Origin of the sequence: Mameliella sp. MMSF_3455, from assembly GCF_030733205.1 — a bacterium.
In the GTDB taxonomy this organism is placed as follows: domain Bacteria; phylum Pseudomonadota; class Alphaproteobacteria; order Rhodobacterales; family Rhodobacteraceae; genus Antarctobacter.
Genome location: NZ_JASHJL010000017.1, coordinates 25,924 through 43,514, shown reverse-complemented (window position 1 = coordinate 43,514; position 17,591 = coordinate 25,924). Strand labels below are relative to the sequence as shown.

Here is a 17,591-nt window from a genome sequence, read left to right as displayed (position 1 = left end):
AGGTTCAGTCCTTGGCCTTTGCTTCGATGTCGTCTGCGGAGAGATGGCGCACCATCTCCCAGGCCCGTGACTTGCCGGGGTTCAGCAGTCCCTTGGGGTCCATGCGCTTTTTCCACGCCAGGTGCCGGTAGTCGGCGTTCTTCAGACCGCCGCCCTCGACGTGGTAGGTATGGGCGTCGGCCACGGAAAACCCGTGCGCGCGATAGGTGTCGTCGATCTCGCGCAGGCGGGCTTCGTCGGTGAACCAGATGATCGGCAGATCGAACGCGACGATCCTTCCGTCCACCCGGGCGAATTCATGGTGCTGCCAAAGGTCGTCGCCCACCTCCTTGCCAAGCCGCGCCACGGCTTCGGCATCCGACGGATCGCCGACCCCGTATTGCTGGTAGGTGGCGGACCGGTCGGCCTTGAGCACCTGCAACGTGGTGTGGTTGTAGGCGAATTCGAACACATGCGGGATGCCCTTGGCCTTGCGTTCGGCATCGTCGAGGGCGAGGTCTACCGTCCCGCCCTGCGCCGCGATCAGGGCGCGATAGGCCTCCATGTCCTCGTGCGGGACCAGCGCCACCAAAAGGTGCCGCCCCTTGGGCAGGTGGCCTTCGAGCCGGGGGAAGTAATCGACGATCCGCGCCTCGACGGCAGAGCACAGCTTGCGCCCGATCGTCTCGCTTTGCGCAAGCGCGTAGCCCGCCGCGTAGCAGTCGCGATAGCTGTCAAACGTGGCCATGCAGCCGATCCAGTCACGGGTCGGAACGGTGCGCAGCGTGACCTCGGTGATCGCGCCGTTCAGGCCCCAGGCGTGGTGCAGTTGCAGCGCCTCTTCGGCGTCGAACACCCGCTCCTGCGGCGCCTCCTCGACCGAGAGCGCCTTGAGGCTGATGATATTGCCCTTTTCACGCAACGCGCCGTTGGCGATGGACCCGATCCCGGCGCTGCCCCCGGCGACAAATCCGCCGATGGTGGCGATGTCCTGGGTCGAGGGGAACATCGCCATCTCCCAGCCCTGCGGGATCAGAGCGGCGTTGATATCGGCCATCAGGGCGCCTGCCTCGACACGGACAAAGCCCTCGCCGACTTCAAGGATGCGGTTCATCGCCGTGGTCTCGATGATCAACCCGCCTTGCAGCGGCACGGCCTGTCCGTAGTTGCCAGTCCCGCCGCCGCGCAGCACGACGGGCAAGTCGTGCGCGTAGGCGACGGCAAGGCAATGCGCCAGTTCCTCGCGGGTTGCGGGCCGCGCCACCAGATCCCCGAAACTCTTCTTCAGCTGGGCATTCAGGATCGGCGAGTACCAGAAGAAATCGCGCGAGCGTTTCTTGATCAGCACCGGTTCCTCGATCACCTCGACAGGGGCGAGTTCGGTGGCAATGGCATGCCAGTCAGTCTGTTTTTCTGTCATCACAGGGCTCCCAAGGCGTCGGACAGGCTGCGCGGCATCACACCGCCCAACAGGTCCGAGCTGTCGGTTGCGTCGAAGACAAGCAGATCCCCGATGGCAGCCCCGTCGACGGTTCGGGGTTCCAGTCCCAGCGCACGCTGCGCGTTGGTGGTGATCAGCGGCAGGTGGTCGCCCAGCGGCGGATCGAGATGTGCCGCCAGCACGCTCAGGCCCAGCACATGAACCGGATCGTGCCGCCCGATGGGGCAGAAGGCATCACGCACGTTGTCGGCACCGACCGTCACGGTGACGCCGGCGGCCCGCAATTCATGCAGCCGGGTGACACCGCGCCGGTCGGGCGTACCCCCGGTGCGGCCTTGCAGGTACAGGTTGGTCTGCGGCAACATTGCGACGGCGATGCCGGCCTTTGCCAGCTTGTCCGCGATCCGGGTCACATCCACGCCGGACAGGTTCGCCAGTGAACAGGCATGGCCGCAGAGCACCGGCCCCTGACACCGTGTCAGCAGCGCGGCATCGGCAATGCGTTCCAGCCCGTCGAGCCCCTCTGCCAGGCCTTCGTCAACGTGGAAGTCCAGGGCCAGCCCCAGGCGGTCGGCCTCGCGGAACATGTTGACCAGCCCGGCATCCCGTTCGGGTTGGTCAAAGACGAAAGCCCCCAGCACGCCCCCCTGGTGAGAGAGGCCCTGCGCGCAATGTCGGGCGTAGTCCGGATCGGCCATGCGCTCGATCCCCGTCAGGGCCGAACGCTGCACGGTCAAAGCACTGTCCGCAGACAGTTCGCCCAGGATATCCCATGCCAGCGGGACGGCCCGGGGATCGGCAGCCTCTCCCCAATCCACATGCGTCCGGACCGCGCTGCATCCGGCCCGTTCCAGCTCCTGCAGTCCCCGTGTGGCGCGGGCGCGAAGATCATCCGCTGTCCAGTTGACCTTGTCGGCCTTCTGCGCGGCAATGGCCGTAGCGAGGTCCCCACCGACGCCCTGCATCCGGCCGATGCTATGGCACTTGTCCAGATGCACATGCGGCTCTGTCAGGCGAGGCAGGACCATGCGTCCGGGAGCGTTTTCAGAGGCGGTCAGGCCGGTCACGCGCCCGTCGCGGATGACCAGGTCTCCGACCATGCAATCCGCCACCACCGTGCCGCCGAACGCCGCCGGATCGGCCAGCAAGGACCGCGGCACCAGCACGCCGGGCAGGTGTCCATCCAATCGCTCCACCCGCGTCATGGACGCGCCCTCCGGTGGTCGAACCGGGCAAATTCGGCAAGAAAGGCCGCAAACCCACGGCCCGCACTGTCAAGCAGGGCGGCGCCCTTGTCGGCGGTCGCGGCGGCCGCGTTGCCGCAGGCGCCGTGCGGGTTCAGATCCTGCGCCAGCCAGCCGGGACTTGCAGGCTTGCCCCCCAATCCGATCTGCGGAAAGGCGCTGTCCCAATCCATCATCGCCGGGCTGAAATTTTTTGCCTTGGTCATGTCCACACGCTCAGGCCGCAGGGCCAGCATCGCCGAGGTTTCACTGTCACCGGCATGGATGTCATGCGCATAACTGTCGGGGTCGAACTTGCCCCGCCACTCGGCGAAGCCGCCCCAGGAACAGCACACAACGACAAGGTCGTGCTGCAATCGCAGATCGCGCGCAGCCACCTGCAAAAGCGCGCTGTTGCCACCATGCCCGTTGAACAGAACCAGCCGCGTGACCCCGGCGCGTGCCACCGAGGCGCCGATCTCTCGCAACACGGTCAGCAGCGTCTCTGCCGAGAGCGTCAAGGTCCCGGGAAACGCGATATGCTCGTCGCTCTTGGTGATTGTCAGAGCCGGCAACACCAGAACCGACTGCTCGGGCGTCAGGGCCGCCAACATCCGCTCCGCCACTGCGCCGATCAGATCGCTGTCCACCGAGAGCGGCAGGTGCGGCCCGTGCTGCTCTGTCGCGCCCAACGGCAGAACCGCGACCGTGTCCTGCGGCAGATCCGGGAAAGCCGCCGAAGGGAGATCCGCCCAATACCCCTGAACGCTCATGCCGGGCGCCCGATGAAACGGTCGAGAAATCCCTCGAACCAGACGCCCTGTGCCGCGTCGTGTTCGGCCAGCAGGCGGTCCTGTTCGGTACGGTCCTGCACGCCCGGGCGGCCATAAACGCCGGCCTTTTGCACCTGCCATCGACGAAAACCCGGCTCGGTCACTTCGGGATGGAACTGCAGGCCATAGACCGTCTCATCCATCCGAAAGGCCTGGTTGGCGTAGTTGTCATTCGCGGCCAGGCGCACGGCCCCCGCAGGCAAGTCGAAGGTGTGGAAATGCGCCTGGCAGACCGTCAGCGGCCGGTCGAGAAAATCGCCCGCTGTCTCTGTCGGGGTGATCTCGTAATAGCCGAACTCGAAGATTTCTTGCTCACGCGGACCGGCCCAGGCGCCGTGGTGATGGGCAATCATCTGGGCGCCCTGGCAGATGCCCAGAACCTTGATCCCGGCCTTCAGACAGGCATCGATCCAGCGGTATTCTTCCAGCAGGAAAGGGTGCCGGTCGGTTTTGTAGGCATTGTAGAGCCCGCCATAGATGATGGTCGCGGCAAGATCGTCGCCCGGCACGCCAAGCGGTTCGCCGCGAAACGGGCGACGGGTTTCGACCCTGTAGCCGGCAGTCTCCAGCCAGGCGGTTGCGCGATCGTCAAGGGGCTCATCCCCGTGGCGCACGGAAAGCACACGCTGTCCCATATCATTCCCCTCGAAAGGAACTGGTTGCGTGGCCCTGTGGAAGATCCGTGCCAGAGATGTGTCTAAAGGCTTCCAGAACTGCACGTAACTGGCAAGGCTTTTGTTTGATCACCAAAAGTGAAATGTTTTCAGATAGTTGACTCAACACCCGCATAATCTGGCCATGACCGCCCAATCAAAAGGCGCGATGTTTCTCCGGGCGATCAGCCGCTGATCCGCCTGCAAGAGCGCCACATGCCTGCAATGATTCGAGGTGCCGCGGGACCGATTGCCCGCGGTCCCCTGCCCCATCCGGATCCCGCGGCTACGCCATCGAAATCCGCAAAGTGACCCGCGTGCCCCTGTCCGAAGGGGAGAACCGTACCTCGCCCCCGTGCAGGCGCGCGACCTCATCCGCTATGGAAAGCCCCAGACCGCTGCCGGCGCCGGGATCGACCTGGCCAAAGCGGCTCAGGGCGGTGGGTACCTGTTCTGCCGGCACGCCCTTGCCATCGTCCGCCACGATGAAATCCAGCATGTCCCGCGTCTTTTCCAAGGTTACCGAAATCCGGCTCAGAGCGGGGCCCCCGTGCTGCAACGCGTTGTCGATCAGGTTGCCCAGGGCCTCTGCCAGGAGCAACTGATCGCCCCGGATGGAGATGCGGCCGCTGTCCAGCCCGGTCGAAAAGGAGAAGTCGATGTCCCGCTCGAGCGCGAAGGGGGCAAGATAGGCGCAGACCTCCTGCGCCATCGCAACCGGATCGAACGAGGTTTCCGGCAGGCTGTACCCATGGCGCAAGCGTTCCATCGAAAGCAGTTGTTCCGCAAGGCGGGCGGACTTACGCGCGGCTGTGATCAGTGCGCGTTCGCGGCGGCGACGTTCCTCCGGACCGGTGGCGCCCGGCAGGGTTTCGGCCAGCGACAGAATGGCAGAGGCCGGGTTGCGCAACTGGTGCGCGGCATCCGAAATGAAGGCCTGGTGTGACTGGATGCTTCGATCGACCTGGGCGAACAGGCGGTTGAGGGTCGAAACGATGCCCTTCACCTCTTTGGGGACGGGCCGCTGGATGAGGCCGAGATCGTCCGGCGTGCGCCGTTCGATCGCCTCCTGCAGGTCATTCAGCGGACGTAGGCCCCATTGCACCCCGAACCAGACCACCACGGCCAATGTCGCCATCAGCGCGCCGATCAGTGCGGACGCGCGCCAGGCCAGCGCCGCGGCGAAATCGTTGCGCTCGCTGATGCGCTGCCAGACCGTGACCACGGTCTGTCCGGTCAGGTTTTCGATGGTTGTGGTTTCCGACATGCGCAGCACACGCACGCGTTCGCCCCGGTAGGTGGCGACGCGGTATTCGGGTTCGCTGGGCACCGCCGTCGCGCCCCATGCCGGTGGATAGGCGTATCCGGTCACGTAAATGCCGCCCGGTCCGGTGACATGATAAAAGACCTCGCCGCCGCCGGCATCCGAGATCAGCGAACGGGTCCGCGGCGACAGAGCATCGCCCTCGGAACTGGCCACATCGCGCGAAATGGCGAGCGCCGCGGCCAAGAGCCCGCGGTCGAACAATGTCTCGGCGGTGGATTGCGCGACAGAGAAACGCCACAGGCCCAGGAACATCGCCACCAGCAGGAGCGGCGCGAGGATCAGAACGAAGAGGCGCAGGCGCAGAGAGGGCGCGGTTGCCATCACTGCTCGACATCCAGCATGTAGCCGAGGCCGCGCGCCGTCTTGATCCGGATATCATAGGCTTCAAGCCGGCGACGCAGGCGTGAGACGTGCGGCTCGACCGCGCTGTCATCCACATCCGCACCGGTGCCGTACACATGCGATATGAGCTGTGCCTTGGATACGATGCGCCCGCGCCGATCAAGCAGGCATTCAAGCACCGCCACCTCGCGGCGGGGCAGATCGAGCGTCGTTTCACCATCCAGCAGTTGTCGGCTGTCCCGGTCGAAGACCAGCGGCCCCAGCACGTTCCGCGCCGCAAAGTTCAGATCCTTGCGCCGGGCGAGCGCGCGCAACCGGGCCTCCAACTCGTCCATCTCGAACGGTTTGACCAGATAGTCGTCGGCGCCCGCGTCCAGCCCCTGCACCCGGTCCTGCGTGTCGGACCGCGCGGTCAGCAGGATCACAGGCACTCCGTCGCCCCGGGCCCGCAGGCCGCGCAGCACCGCCAATCCGTCCTGGCCCGGAAGATTGACGTCGAGCACCACCAGGTCGGCGCCTTCATGAGCAAGGAAATCCGCTGCTTCGACCCCGTCTTGCAGAACGTCGACCGAGTGACCGCGATCCCGAAGCCGGTACGCGATTCCTTCCGCCAGTTCGGTGTTGTCTTCGATCACGGCGATCCGCATGGGCTAAAAAATTCTCTCTTTGCGCAAGTTTCGTGCAAGGTTGGGACAGCAATGTGTCCACTGTTGGAGGAGGGACTCGGATCCCTGAAAACAGAATCACATGTATCGGCGGGCAAGAGCCTGACCGATCTTATAGGTCTACGGGAGGATACCAATGACCATCAAGCACCTCGCAGCATCCGTTGCGGCATCCGCCATCATCGCATCCCCGGCCTTCGCCGAGGTCGACTTTTCCGGTGAAACCATCGAGTGGGTGATCCCGTTCTCGGAAACCGGCGGTTCGGCCAAGTGGGCCAACTTCTTCGCACCGCTGCTGTCGGAAGAACTGCCCGGCAACCCCACCGTCGTGGTCAAGTTCATGCCCGGCGCCGGCTCGACCAAGGGCGCCAACTGGTTCCAGGAGCAGGAACACGAGGACGGCACGCTGCTGTTCGGCACCTCCGGCTCGACCCAGTTCCCCTACCTGCTGGACGACCCGCGCGTGCGTTATGAATACAGCGACTGGAACCCGGTCATGGCGTCCGGCACCGGCGGCGTCGCCTACCTGAACCCGGAGGACGGCGAGAAGTTCGACGGTTCGGCCAACAACCTCAAGGACATCGATTTCATCTACGGGTCGCAGGGCGCCACCCGTCTTGACCTCGTGCCGCTGCTGGCATGGCAAATGCTGGGCATGAACGTGGAACCGGTCTTTGGCATCAAGGGTCGCGGCGACGGCCGCCTGATGTTCGAGCGTGGCGAGGCGACAATCGACTATCAGACCTCTTCGGGCTATCTTGGCGCGTCGGCCGACCTGGTCGAACAGGGCAAGGCCGTTCCGATGATGACTTGGGGCGCGTTGAACGAGGACGGCGAGATCGTTCGCGATCCCACCTTCCCGGACATTCCGACCTTCAAGGAAGTCTGCGAGGCGACCGAGGGCTGCGAAACCTCGGGCAAGGCATGGGACGCATGGAAAGCCTTCTTCATTGCCGGTTTCCCGGTTCAGAAGATCGCCTTCCTGCCGCAGGGCACGCCGCAGGAGGTGATCGACACCTACACCGCGGCCTTCGATGCCGTACGCAATCGGGATGACTTCCCCCAGATCGCGGCCAAGCGCGTGGGCAAGTACGACGTCTTCGTCGGCGAAGGCGCGAAGAAAGCCACGCAGGCCGGCACAACCGTGTCGCCGGAGGCCAAGGCCTTCGTGACCAACTGGCTGCAGGAAGCCTACGGCGTCTCTCTGAACTAAGCACCAGACCAGAAGCGCGGCCCCGGGAATTGCCGGGGCCGCCTTTATTTCCGACGATACCTGACAAGGAGGTGGCGCGATGGACGTGTTCGCGACTGCCCTGCCGGCACTGTCCGATGCATGGGCCCTGATTCTGCAACCGGTCGTTTTGGGCTACCTCGTCCTCGGGGTCGTCATGGGTCTGGCCGTGGGCGTCTTCCCGGGCCTTGGCGGGATCGCCGGTCTGTCCCTGCTGCTGCCCTTCATGTTCGGCATGGATCCGATCATGGGCCTCGCGCTGATGGTGGGCATGGTGGCAGTGGTGCCGACCTCGGACACCTTTGCCTCTGTCCTGATGGGTATTCCAGGGTCATCCGCCAGCCAGGCGACCGTTCTTGACGGCTTTCCGATGGCGAAACGCGGACAGGCCGCGCGCGCACTGGCCGCCGCCTTTACCTCGTCGCTGTTCGGCGGCCTCGTCGGCGCCGCCTTCCTGACCATGTTCATCGTGATTGCCCGCCCGCTGGTGCTGGCCTTCGGCCTGCCGGAAATGCTGATGATCTCGGTCCTCGGTCTCAGCATGGTCGCCGTGCTTGCAGGGCGCGTGGCGCTGAAAGGGGTTGCGGCAGCCGGGTTGGGCATGCTGGTCGGCACCATCGGCGAGGCCGATGCCGGCGGGTCGCTGCGCATGGCCACCTACGACATCCCCTATCTGATGGACGGTCTGAAGCTGGTCATCGTGGGTCTTGGCATCTTTGCGGTGCCGGAAATCGTCAGCCTGCTAAGACAGGACCGCTCCATCGCCAAGGATGCCAAGCTGGGCGCCGGATGGGGCGCAGGCGTGCGGGACTGGTTTGCCAACAAGTGGCTGTCAGTCCGCTGTTCGCTGATCGGCGTGGTCGTCGGCGTCATTCCCGGTCTCGGCGGTTCTGTCGTCGACTGGATCGCCTACGGCCATTCGGTGCAGACCACCAAGGACAAGTCGAACTTCGGCAAGGGCGAAGTCCGCGGCGTGATCGGGCCGGAAAGCTCGAACAACGCCAAGGAAGGCGGCGGGCTGGTTCCCACCCTGCTCTTCGGCATCCCCGGTTCGGGCTCGATGGCGATCTTCATCGGTGCCATTGCCCTGCTGGGATCGGGCGACATCGAGGTCGGGCCGAACATGCTGCGCGACAATCTCGACATAACCTATTCCATCGTCTGGCTGCTGGCACTGGCCAACGTGGTGGGCACCCTGCTGTGCATCGCCGCATCCGGCGGGATCGCCAAGCTGACGACGATCCGCTTTACCTACCTGGCGCCGTTCCTGTTCATGCTGATCAGCTTTGCCGCCTTCCAGTCGGGCCAGAACTTCGAGGACATCCTCGCCCTGTTCGTGATCGGCCTGATCGGCATCTTCCTGCGCCGTTTCGACTGGTCGCGCCCGGCCTTCCTGATCGGTTTCGTGCTGTCCAACCCGGTCGAGAAATTCTCCAACCAGGCGTTCCAGATCGCGTCGTTCCGCTTCCGCAAGTCCTTCGAAGAGGGCATGGACTACATCTTCTCGCCGATCGTGATCGTCCTGCTGATCATCACCATCGTGTCGGTCGTGCTGGGCATTCGCCAGGCCAAGAGCATCATGGCCGAAGGCGACGTGAAGTCCGGATCCAAACGTTCGCCGCTGGTGTTCCTGCTGGTCATCATGGCCTATGTCGTGGCCGCGCTGATCAACGCGAACATGATCCCCGACTACAACATGACGGACAAGATCGTGCCCCTCGTGGTGGGCGGCATCACGCTGGCGGCGCTGCTGATCCTGCTGGCCCAGATGCTCATGCGGCCCGAGACCGACGCGGTCTTTGCCGACAAGGAAGTCGCGGGCGAGGATGCGGATGCGCCTTATGGTCTCTGGGGCACGCTGACATGGTTCGCCGGTCTGATCGCCGCCACCTATGTCCTGGGCTTCATTCTTGCCTTGATGGGCTTCCTGATCGCGTTCCTGCGCGTTCGTGCGCAGGCGCCCTGGCCCAAGACGCTGATCCTGACCGCCGCGGGCATCGCGCTGATGTGCGTCATGGCCGGTGCCCTGAACCGGGACTTCCCGCCGGGTCTGCTGCAGGATGTCGTCGATCTGCCCTGGCCGCTGAAGTGATGACACTCGACCTGCTTTGCCTGCCCGGCGACGGGATCGGGCCGGAGATCACGGCGGCCACCCTCGCCGTGCTCCGTGCCGCGGAACCGCTGCTGTCGCGCCGCCTGAAAGTCGAGGAGGCGCAGATCGGCTTCGCCTCTCTGGAGGCCGCAGGCACGACCATTCCTGACGAGGTGATCGAACGGGCGCGATCGGCGGATGGCGTCATCCTCGGGCCGGTTTCGCACAACGCCTATCCGCCTGTGGCGGAAGGCGGGCGGAATCCTTCGGGCGTGCTGCGCGTCGCGCTGGAACTCTACGCCAATATCCGCCCGGCGCGGACATACCCGGGGCTGGAGGCCCCATCGCGACGTGCCTTCGACCTGGTCGTGGCGCGCGAGAACCTCGAAGGGTTCTACGCGGACCGCAACATGCACGCTGGCGGGGGCGAATTCATGCCCGTGCCCGGCGTGGCGCTGGCCATGCGGAAAATCACCGAAGAGGGCTCTCGCCGAATCGCCGAACGCGCTTTTGCCCTGGCCCGCGAAAGGACCGGCCGCGTCACCGCGATCCACAAGGCCAACGTGATGCGGGTGTCCGACGGGCTGTTCCTGAGGGTCTGCCGCGAGGTGGCGGATGCGCATCCCGACATTACCTACGACGAGGTGCTTGTGGATGCGGCGGCGGCGCACCTGGTGCGCCATCCGGACCGGTTCGACGTGCTGCTTTGTACCAACATGTTTGGCGACATCCTGTCGGACCTTGCCTCTGAACTGTCCGGCGGTCTTGGGCTTGCGGGCTCACTGAACGCCGGCGAGACACACGCGGTGGCACAGGCGCAGCACGGTTCGGCCCCGGATATCTCCGGGCAGGACCGGGCCAATCCGACCTCTCTGATCCTGTCTGCCGCAATGCTGCTACGCCATCGCGGTGAGCCGCAGGCCGCCGATGCGATCGAATCCGCGGTAACCACTGCGCTTTTGCAGCCGGACACACGCACCGGCGATCTGGGCGGACCATTGGGCACCGCGGCCTACACCGACACGCTTTGCAACCTGATCCGGGAGACGTCATGACCCAGACCGGCATTCCTTACCATTTCCTGCGCGGAGGCACCTCGCGTGGGCCCTATTTCCGCCGAGACGACCTGCCCGAAGATCGCGAGACCCTGGCCGAGGTGCTGATCGCGGTGGTTGGCTCGGGCCACCCCCTGAATATCGACGGCATCGGCGGCGGGGCTGCGGTGACGACCAAGGTCGCCATGCTGTCGGCCTCCGATGACGATTGGGCGGACGTTGACTATTTCTTCGCCCAGGTCTCCGTCGAGGATCGGCTTGTGGATTTCAAACCCACCTGCGGCAACATCCTTTCGGGCGTCGGACCCGCCGCCATCGAGATGGGCCTGATCCAGCCACAGGGTGACGAGACAGAGATCAAGATCCGCGCGGTCAATACAGGCGCCCGCGTTCTGGCGCGGGTGCAGACGCCGGGCGGAACGCTGACCTACGAAGGCGACGCCGCCATCGCGGGCGTGCCGGGCTCCGCCGCCCCCATCGCGTTGAATTTCATGGGCGTGGTCGGCTCATCGACCGGGGCCTTTCTGCCGACCGGCAGCTTGCGGGACGAGATCGACGGGATCGAGGTCACCTGCATGGACGTGGCCATGCCCATCGTCATTGCCCGCGCCGAGGATTTCGGCCTGACGGGCTATGAAAGCGCGGCCGACCTGGACGCCAACACCGACTTTTTCGCCCGGTTCGAGGCGATCCGCGTCGAGGCCGGCAAACGCATGGGCATGGGGGACGTCACCAAATCCGTCACGCCAAAGTTCGGCATCCTTGCACCGGCCCGCGACGGCGGCACGATCGCCACGCGCTACTTCATGCCTTGGAACACGCATCCCAGCATGGCGGTCACCGGTTCGCAGTGCCTCGCCTCCTGCGCGCTGACGCCGGGGACCGTGGCCGACGGGTTGCTGGAACGTCCCGCCGACCGTCCGGCGAATGTCGTGCTGGAACATCCGTCAGGCACCATCGAAGTGCTGGTGGATTATGACGACAGTGACGGGTTCGAACTGAAATCCGCGGGCCTGCTGCGGACGGCGCGCAAACTGGCCGATGGCCAAGTCTACGTGCCATCACGAATCTGGAAAGGCTGAACCGATGGCGATCATGAACCTGCTCGTCGCCTTCAACGGCACCGAGTCCTCCGAGGCAGCGTTGCGGTACGCCGCGTCTCTGGCCCGCGATCGCAAGGCGCATGTGACCGCGATGCTGGCGCATTCGACGCATGACACGCTGGATACGACCTCGCGCTGGATCCCGCGCGAGGCGCGGGCGCTGTTGGCCGAGGCCAAGACCGGGCTGCTGACAGAGATCGAGGCGCGGCTGGATGCGCTGCGCGCGGACTTGGATCTGGGCGACGCACTGAGTTTTCGGGCGGTGCCCGGCCGGGTCGATAACCTGCTGTCGGAAACCGGACGGGCATTCGACATGATCATCGCGGGCCGACCGATGCGCGACGACGATGAGCATATCCGCCTGCATCCCGACAAGATCGCGCTGCTGTCCGGACGGCCGGTGATCGTCGTGCCCGAAGGCTACGATGCAGAGGCCCGCCACAGCCATACGGCGCTGGCCTGGGACGGCGGGCGCGCTGCGGCACGGGCGCTCTCCGACAGCCTTCGCCTGCTGGAAGCTCAGGGAAAGTTCTCCGTCCTGACCGTGGGCCAGGTGCCCGGCATGGACGATCTGATGACTCACCTGGCCCGCCACGACGTCACCGCCATTCACGAGGAATGGCCCGACGGACACCCGGTGGCCGACCGCGTTCTGGGCTATTGCCGACGGCACGACCCGTCGCTCCTGGTGATGGGTGCCTACGAACATTCCAAGTTCCGCGAGGATCTTGTGGGCGGCGTCACCGCCTCGGTCCTGCGGGAAACCACCATTCCCGTTCTACTCTCTCACTGAAAGGGCGAAACCATGCACGAGTACAACCAGCTTCGCGTCGCCGAAAAATCGCTCGAAGAGCTTCGCGCCACACTTTGCAGCAAGATCGAGCGTCAGGACGGCGACATGCGCACCCTGACCGACCTGCACCAGCGCGTTTCCAAGGCGCTGCGGGCACTCTCTGCGCAAGGCTGAGCGAATGCGTGTCCACATTCTCGACGACTGGTTCGACACGTTGCGCGGGCTGCCCTGTTTCGATCTGCTGTCAGATCACGACGTGACAGTCTGGACCGATCACGCCGAGGGGGCAGAGCTGGCCGAACGGTTGGCCGAGGCCGAGGCGCTGGTTCTTTTCCGGGAACGGACCCGCGTGGATGGCGCATTGCTGGAACGTCTGCCGGGGCTGCAACTGATTTCTCAACGGGGGGTCTATCCGCATGTGGATGTGCCCGCCTGCACAGAACATGGCGTGACCTTCTGTTCCAAGACCGGCGGCGACGGCGCAAACCACGCGGCGGCCGAACTGACAATCGGGTTGATGCTGTGCGCCATGCGGCAGATCCCGCAGCAGATGGCATCGACCAAGGCCGGAACCTGGCAAATCGGCGTCGGCAAGACGCTGCGCGGTCGGCGGCTGGGCCTCTACGGCTATGGCAAGATCGGGCGCGCGGTGGCCGATCTGGCCCGCGCCTTCGGGATGAATGTGGTCTGGTGGGCTTCCGAGGAGGGCCGCGCCCGAGCCATGGCGGACGGCGAGACCGTCGCCGCAAGCCGCGAGGCGTTTTTCGCAGGCAGCGACGTGGTCTCGGTGCATGTCCGGCTCAAGCCAGAAACCCGCGGGATGATCACGCGAGAGGACCTGTCCGGAATGCGTCCCGGATCGGTCTTCGTGAACACCTCGCGCGCCGGCCTGGTCGAAGAGGGTGCGCTGCTGGACGCGCTGGGATCGGGCATCATCGGCGCGGTCGATGTCTTCGACACGGAACCGATGCGTGACCCGGCCGATCCCCTGCTCTCGCATCCGAACCTGATCTGCACGCCGCATATCGGATTCGTCACCGAGGACGAATTCGACAAGCAGTTCGCCGACATCTTTACGCAGATCAATGCCTTTGCCTCGGGCACCCCGATCAACGTGATCAACCCCGAGACGCTCTCCCGGAACACCTGAGCCGCTCCATCGCTGGCGTCGTGACGATGATCCGACCCATGCGAGACAGACGGGGGATGACGACGTCGCCCCCGTCCATACCCGTCCCGAAGGCCGGATAGGCCGGGCCCTGCTGGCCCGGCCCCGCTGGCACGTTCGTTTTGCGCGCCCAACACACAGCCTCGACACTCCCGGCCCGGATATCGGCATGGGCGCTCACCCGGCCCGCTGACTTGACATGTCATGTATCCCTTTGTATCCACCTGGATACAACACTGTTCGAGGGCTTGTATGGCACGAGACGAGGAAAACGCACCGCAGGGCAACGCCGCCTACTCCCGTCTGCTCGACGCATTGCGCGAGGGTCGGCTGAACCCCGGCGATCGCCTGCGAGAAACGGAACTGGCAGAGCGCCTTGGCGTGTCCCGCACGCCCGTGCGCGAGGCGATCCGGCAACTGGAGGCGGATGGCATCGTCGTGCACGTCCCGCGGCAAGGCGCCAGCATCCGCACGCTGGATTATGCCGAGGTCATGGACCTCTACGAGATGCGCGCGGTGCTGGAAGGAACCGCCGCGCGGCTTGCGGCGCGTGCGGCTTCGGACATCGAGATCGAGGAACTCTTCGACATGAACCAGGCCTTGGAAGACACGGGCAACACGCCCGAGGCCTTTGCGCTGAACCGCCAGTTCCATGCCGCCATTCTCGATGCGGCCAAGAACCGCTTTCTCACCCGCTCGATCACGTCGCTGCAAAAGGCGCTCATGATCCTTGGACCCACGACCCTGACCGAACCTGACCGCGCCATGAAGGCGGTCGAGGAACATTTCGGCGTGCTGGACGCCATCAAGGCACGCGACGGCGCCCTCGCCGAGGCCGCCATGCGCGCTCATATCGAGGCCGCGCAGCGCGTTCGCGTGCGCGCCCTGCGGGCCCGCCCTCTCTATGACGGAGACATGCTTTGACTGAACCGATCGACATCGCCGTTATCGGCGGCGGCAATGCCGCGCTGTGCGCCGCGATCACCGCCGCCGAGGCGGGGGCGCGTGTCCTGATCCTTGAAACGGCCCCGAAACCCTATCGCGGTGGCAATTCGCGCCACACCCGCAACTTTCGCTGCATGCATCATGGCCCGCTTGGACCGTTGGTCGACAGCTATACCGAGGAGGAATACCTCGCCGACCTGATGAAGGTCACGGACGGCAAGACGGACGAAGGGCTGGCGCGCCTGGCCATCCGCAGTTCCGAGGAATGCCTGCCGTGGATGGAGGCGCATGGCGTACGGTTTCAGCCCTCGCTTTCCGGTACGCTGTCGCTGGCACGCACCAACGCGTTCTTCCTTGGCGGCGGCAAGAGTCTGGTCAACGCCTATTACCGCACCGCCGAGGCGCTTGGCGTGCGCGTGCTCTACGAGGCCGCCGTCTCGCACCTGGAACTGGAGGACGACCGGATCGCCTGTCTCGACTACACGCATGACGGTCAGACGCACCGGATCTCGCCAAAGTCCGTGGTCGTGGCCTCGGGCGGGTTCCAGGCCGACACCGACTGGCTGGCCCGGGCCTGGGGACCGGCGGCAAAGAACTTTCTGATCCGCGGCACGCCCTACAATCGCGGCGTGGTGCTGGCCGACCTGTTGGACCAGGGTGTCGCGCAGGTGGGGGATCCGACGCAGTGCCACGCCGTCGCCATCGACGGCCGCGCGCCCAAGTTCGACGGCGGCATCGTGACACGGTTGGACTGCGTCCCCTTCTCCATCGTGGTCAACAAGAACGCGCAGCGTTTCTACGACGAGGGCGAGGATGTCTGGCCCAAGCGCTACGCCATCTGGGGCCGGCTGGTGGCGGCCCAGCCGGATCAGGTGGGCTATGTCATCATCGACGCGAAATCGCTGAAACTGTTCATGCCGTCGGTCTTCCCGCCGATCGAAGCCGACACGCTGGAAGACCTGGCCGACAAGATGGGGCTGCCGCCTGACGAACTGCGGCGCACGGTCGACGAATTCAACAACGCCTGTGGCGACACCTCGGCGTTTCACCCGACCGAACTGGACGGCGTGGCGACCAAGGGCCTGAACCCGCCCAAGACCAACTGGGCCCGCCCGATCACGGACCCGCCCTTCTACGGCTACAGTCTGCGCACCGGCGTGACCTTCACCTATCTCGGGCTCAAGGTCGACGAGCGCGCGCAGTGCTCAGTCGGAAACCGACCGGTATCGAACCTCTGGGCCGCGGGAGAGACCATGGCCGGCTCGATCCTTGGCCAAGGCTATCTCGCCGGGTTCGGCATGACCATCGGAACCGTTTTCGGACGCATCGCAGGCAAGGAGGCCGCCGCCCATGCAAATGCAACCTGACCTGATCCAGGAAGCCCGGCGCCAGGCCGAGATCTGCAACGCCTGCCGCTACTGTGAAGGCTACTGTTCCGTTTTCCCCGCACTGCACCGCGAACGCGCCTTTGCCGACGGGGACATCACGCACCTGGCCAACCTGTGCCACAACTGCCGGGGATGCTATTACGCCTGCCAGTACACGGCCCCGCATGAATTCGACCTGAACCTGCCGAAGGCGCTGGCCGAAGTGCGCCAGGACAGTTGGAAAGCCCATGCCTGGCCCCGCCCCTTTGCCGAACTCTTCGAACGGTCGGGCGTCGCCATGGCAGCCTTTCTGACGCTGTCCTTCGCGCTGCTCTTTGCGTTGGCGCAATGGATGCGCCCCGAAGGCGGCGAGGGATTCTATGCGTTCATGTCCCACTCCCTGATGGTCGCGATCTTCGCTCCGGCTTTCCTGTTGCCACTGCTGACCCTTGTCGTCTCGCTGCGCGGCTATTGGCAGAGCACGGGTGCGCAGGCGGTGCGGCTCTCCGACCTTGGCGACGCCTTGCGCTCTGCAGGCCGGATGCGCAACCTTGAAGGCGGGCACGGAGACGGCTGCAACTTCGAGGACGAAGACCGCTTCAGCCATGCCCGGCGCCATGCGCACCAGGCGGTTCTTTACGGTTTCCTGTTGTGTTTCGCGTCGACCAGCAGCGCGACCGTCATGCACTACGTCTTTGGCCTCGAGGCCCCCTATGGCTTCTTCAGCCTTCCGAAACTTCTGGGGGTTCCCGGCGGTCTGCTTCTGACCTTGGGATGCGGACTGCTTGCCTGGCTCAAGACCCGGGCGGATCGCGATCTGGGCGCGCCACGGTATTGGGGTGGAGAGATGGCCTTTGTCCTGCTGCTCGGCGCGGTGGGCGCGACGGGGCTGGCCCTATACGCGGCAACCGGCACGGCGGCGGTCCCCGCACTGCTGGCTTTGCACCTTGGACTGGTGCTTACTTTCTTCCTGCTGACACCATACTCCAAGATGGCGCATGGCTTTTACCGGCTTGCGGCCCTGACCATCGAAGCGGCGAAAGTCCGGAAAACAGGCGCGTGATATGGAAGGCGGCCCAGCGATGGGCCGCCCTCACCAGCCCCGGCGACGGGGCGATATCGCACCAGACGCCGTAAGGTGGGATTTGCCCCTTTGACTACTGGCGTCAGTAAACGGCGTTGATTGAGCTACCCCTCGCACATCGGACAGTGACCGAGGCGACGATCCGACCTCTGTTTGTCTCCAGGAACGAGAAGAACATGCCGCAACGCAGGTCCGCGCTGGCGGCGTCGAGATCCAAGCGCCCCCTCTCGCACATGCGCAGGATGGCAGCGGCGGCAAACGTCTTGGTCAGTTTCGCCAGCCGCGCCGGG

General features: G+C 65.1%; 16 protein-coding genes. 10 read left to right on the top strand and 6 right to left on the bottom strand.

The annotated features are described in order from the left end of the window. Positions 1-4: 4 nt before the first annotated feature. The 6 genes from RBB42_RS14115 to RBB42_RS14090 all read right to left on the bottom strand — a co-directional run bounded on the left by RBB42_RS14115 (position 5) and on the right by RBB42_RS14090 (position 6,445). Positions 5-1,399: an FAD-binding oxidoreductase gene (locus tag RBB42_RS14115; RefSeq protein ID WP_305972102.1), complete on the bottom strand. Its 1,395-nt coding sequence runs from the start codon at positions 1,397-1,399 to the stop codon at positions 5-7. Further along, a complete protein-coding gene (locus RBB42_RS14110; RefSeq protein ID WP_305972103.1) occupies positions 1,399-2,625 on the bottom strand; it encodes an amidohydrolase family protein in 1,227 nt (408 codons plus the stop codon). The genes RBB42_RS14115 and RBB42_RS14110 overlap by 1 nt, the downstream gene beginning before the upstream one ends. Beyond that, complete coding sequence (locus tag RBB42_RS14105) at positions 2,622-3,416, bottom strand: creatininase family protein (RefSeq protein WP_305972104.1); 795 nt, start codon at positions 3,414-3,416, stop codon at positions 2,622-2,624. Before RBB42_RS14105 ends, RBB42_RS14110 begins: the two co-directional genes overlap by 4 nt. Continuing rightward, entirely contained in the window at positions 3,413-4,111 is a 699-nt protein-coding gene (locus tag RBB42_RS14100) for a glutamine amidotransferase-related protein (RefSeq protein ID WP_305972105.1), read from the bottom strand. Before RBB42_RS14100 ends, RBB42_RS14105 begins: the two co-directional genes overlap by 4 nt. Before the next feature lie 304 nt (positions 4,112-4,415). Continuing rightward, a complete protein-coding gene (locus RBB42_RS14095) occupies positions 4,416-5,777 on the bottom strand; it encodes a sensor histidine kinase (RefSeq protein ID WP_305972106.1) in 1,362 nt (453 codons plus the stop codon). Beyond that, positions 5,777-6,445, bottom strand: a complete 669-nt coding sequence (locus tag RBB42_RS14090) for a response regulator transcription factor (protein WP_305972107.1) — start codon at positions 6,443-6,445, stop codon at positions 5,777-5,779. Before RBB42_RS14090 ends, RBB42_RS14095 begins: the two co-directional genes overlap by 1 nt. Positions 6,446-6,599: 154 nt before the next feature. Between RBB42_RS14090 and RBB42_RS14085 the strand changes: the two genes are divergently transcribed. The 10 genes from RBB42_RS14085 to tcuB all read left to right on the top strand — a co-directional run bounded on the left by RBB42_RS14085 (position 6,600) and on the right by tcuB (position 17,280). After that, positions 6,600-7,676, top strand: a complete 1,077-nt coding sequence (locus RBB42_RS14085; protein WP_305972108.1) for a type 2 periplasmic-binding domain-containing protein — start codon at positions 6,600-6,602, stop codon at positions 7,674-7,676. Positions 7,677-7,755: 79 nt separating this feature from the next. After that, positions 7,756-9,786 carry a tripartite tricarboxylate transporter permease gene (locus RBB42_RS14080; RefSeq protein WP_305972109.1) on the top strand — a complete coding sequence of 677 codons (2,031 nt, stop codon included), beginning with the start codon at positions 7,756-7,758 and terminating at the stop codon, positions 9,784-9,786. After that, the gene (locus RBB42_RS14075) at positions 9,786-10,841 is read left to right on the top strand and encodes an isocitrate/isopropylmalate dehydrogenase family protein (RefSeq protein WP_305972110.1); all 1,056 of its coding nucleotides are present in this window, start codon (positions 9,786-9,788) and stop codon (positions 10,839-10,841) included. The genes RBB42_RS14080 and RBB42_RS14075 overlap by 1 nt, the downstream gene beginning before the upstream one ends. Further along, complete coding sequence (locus tag RBB42_RS14070; RefSeq protein WP_305972111.1) at positions 10,838-11,923, top strand: 4-oxalomesaconate tautomerase; 1,086 nt, start codon at positions 10,838-10,840, stop codon at positions 11,921-11,923. Before RBB42_RS14075 ends, RBB42_RS14070 begins: the two co-directional genes overlap by 4 nt. Positions 11,924-11,936: 13 nt before the next feature. Next, a complete protein-coding gene (locus RBB42_RS14065) occupies positions 11,937-12,737 on the top strand; it encodes a universal stress protein (protein ID WP_305972112.1) in 801 nt (266 codons plus the stop codon). 12 nt (positions 12,738-12,749) lie between these two features. Continuing rightward, a complete protein-coding gene (locus tag RBB42_RS14060) occupies positions 12,750-12,911 on the top strand; it encodes a hypothetical protein (protein ID WP_305972113.1) in 162 nt (53 codons plus the stop codon). Between the two features lie 4 nt (positions 12,912-12,915). Then, complete coding sequence (locus tag RBB42_RS14055) at positions 12,916-13,887, top strand: D-2-hydroxyacid dehydrogenase family protein (protein WP_305972114.1); 972 nt, start codon at positions 12,916-12,918, stop codon at positions 13,885-13,887. Positions 13,888-14,157: 270 nt separating this feature from the next. Continuing rightward, positions 14,158-14,829, top strand: coding sequence for a GntR family transcriptional regulator (locus tag RBB42_RS14050; protein ID WP_305972115.1), 672 nt, complete (start codon positions 14,158-14,160; stop codon positions 14,827-14,829). Next, positions 14,826-16,217, top strand: a complete 1,392-nt coding sequence (tcuA, locus tag RBB42_RS14045) for an FAD-dependent tricarballylate dehydrogenase TcuA (protein WP_305972116.1) — start codon at positions 14,826-14,828, stop codon at positions 16,215-16,217. Before RBB42_RS14050 ends, tcuA begins: the two co-directional genes overlap by 4 nt. After that, on the top strand, positions 16,207-17,280 hold the full coding sequence (tcuB, locus tag RBB42_RS14040; protein ID WP_305972128.1) for a tricarballylate utilization 4Fe-4S protein TcuB: 1,074 nt from the start codon (positions 16,207-16,209) through the stop codon (positions 17,278-17,280). The genes tcuA and tcuB overlap by 11 nt, the downstream gene beginning before the upstream one ends. The last annotated feature ends 311 nt before the right edge of the window (positions 17,281-17,591 follow it).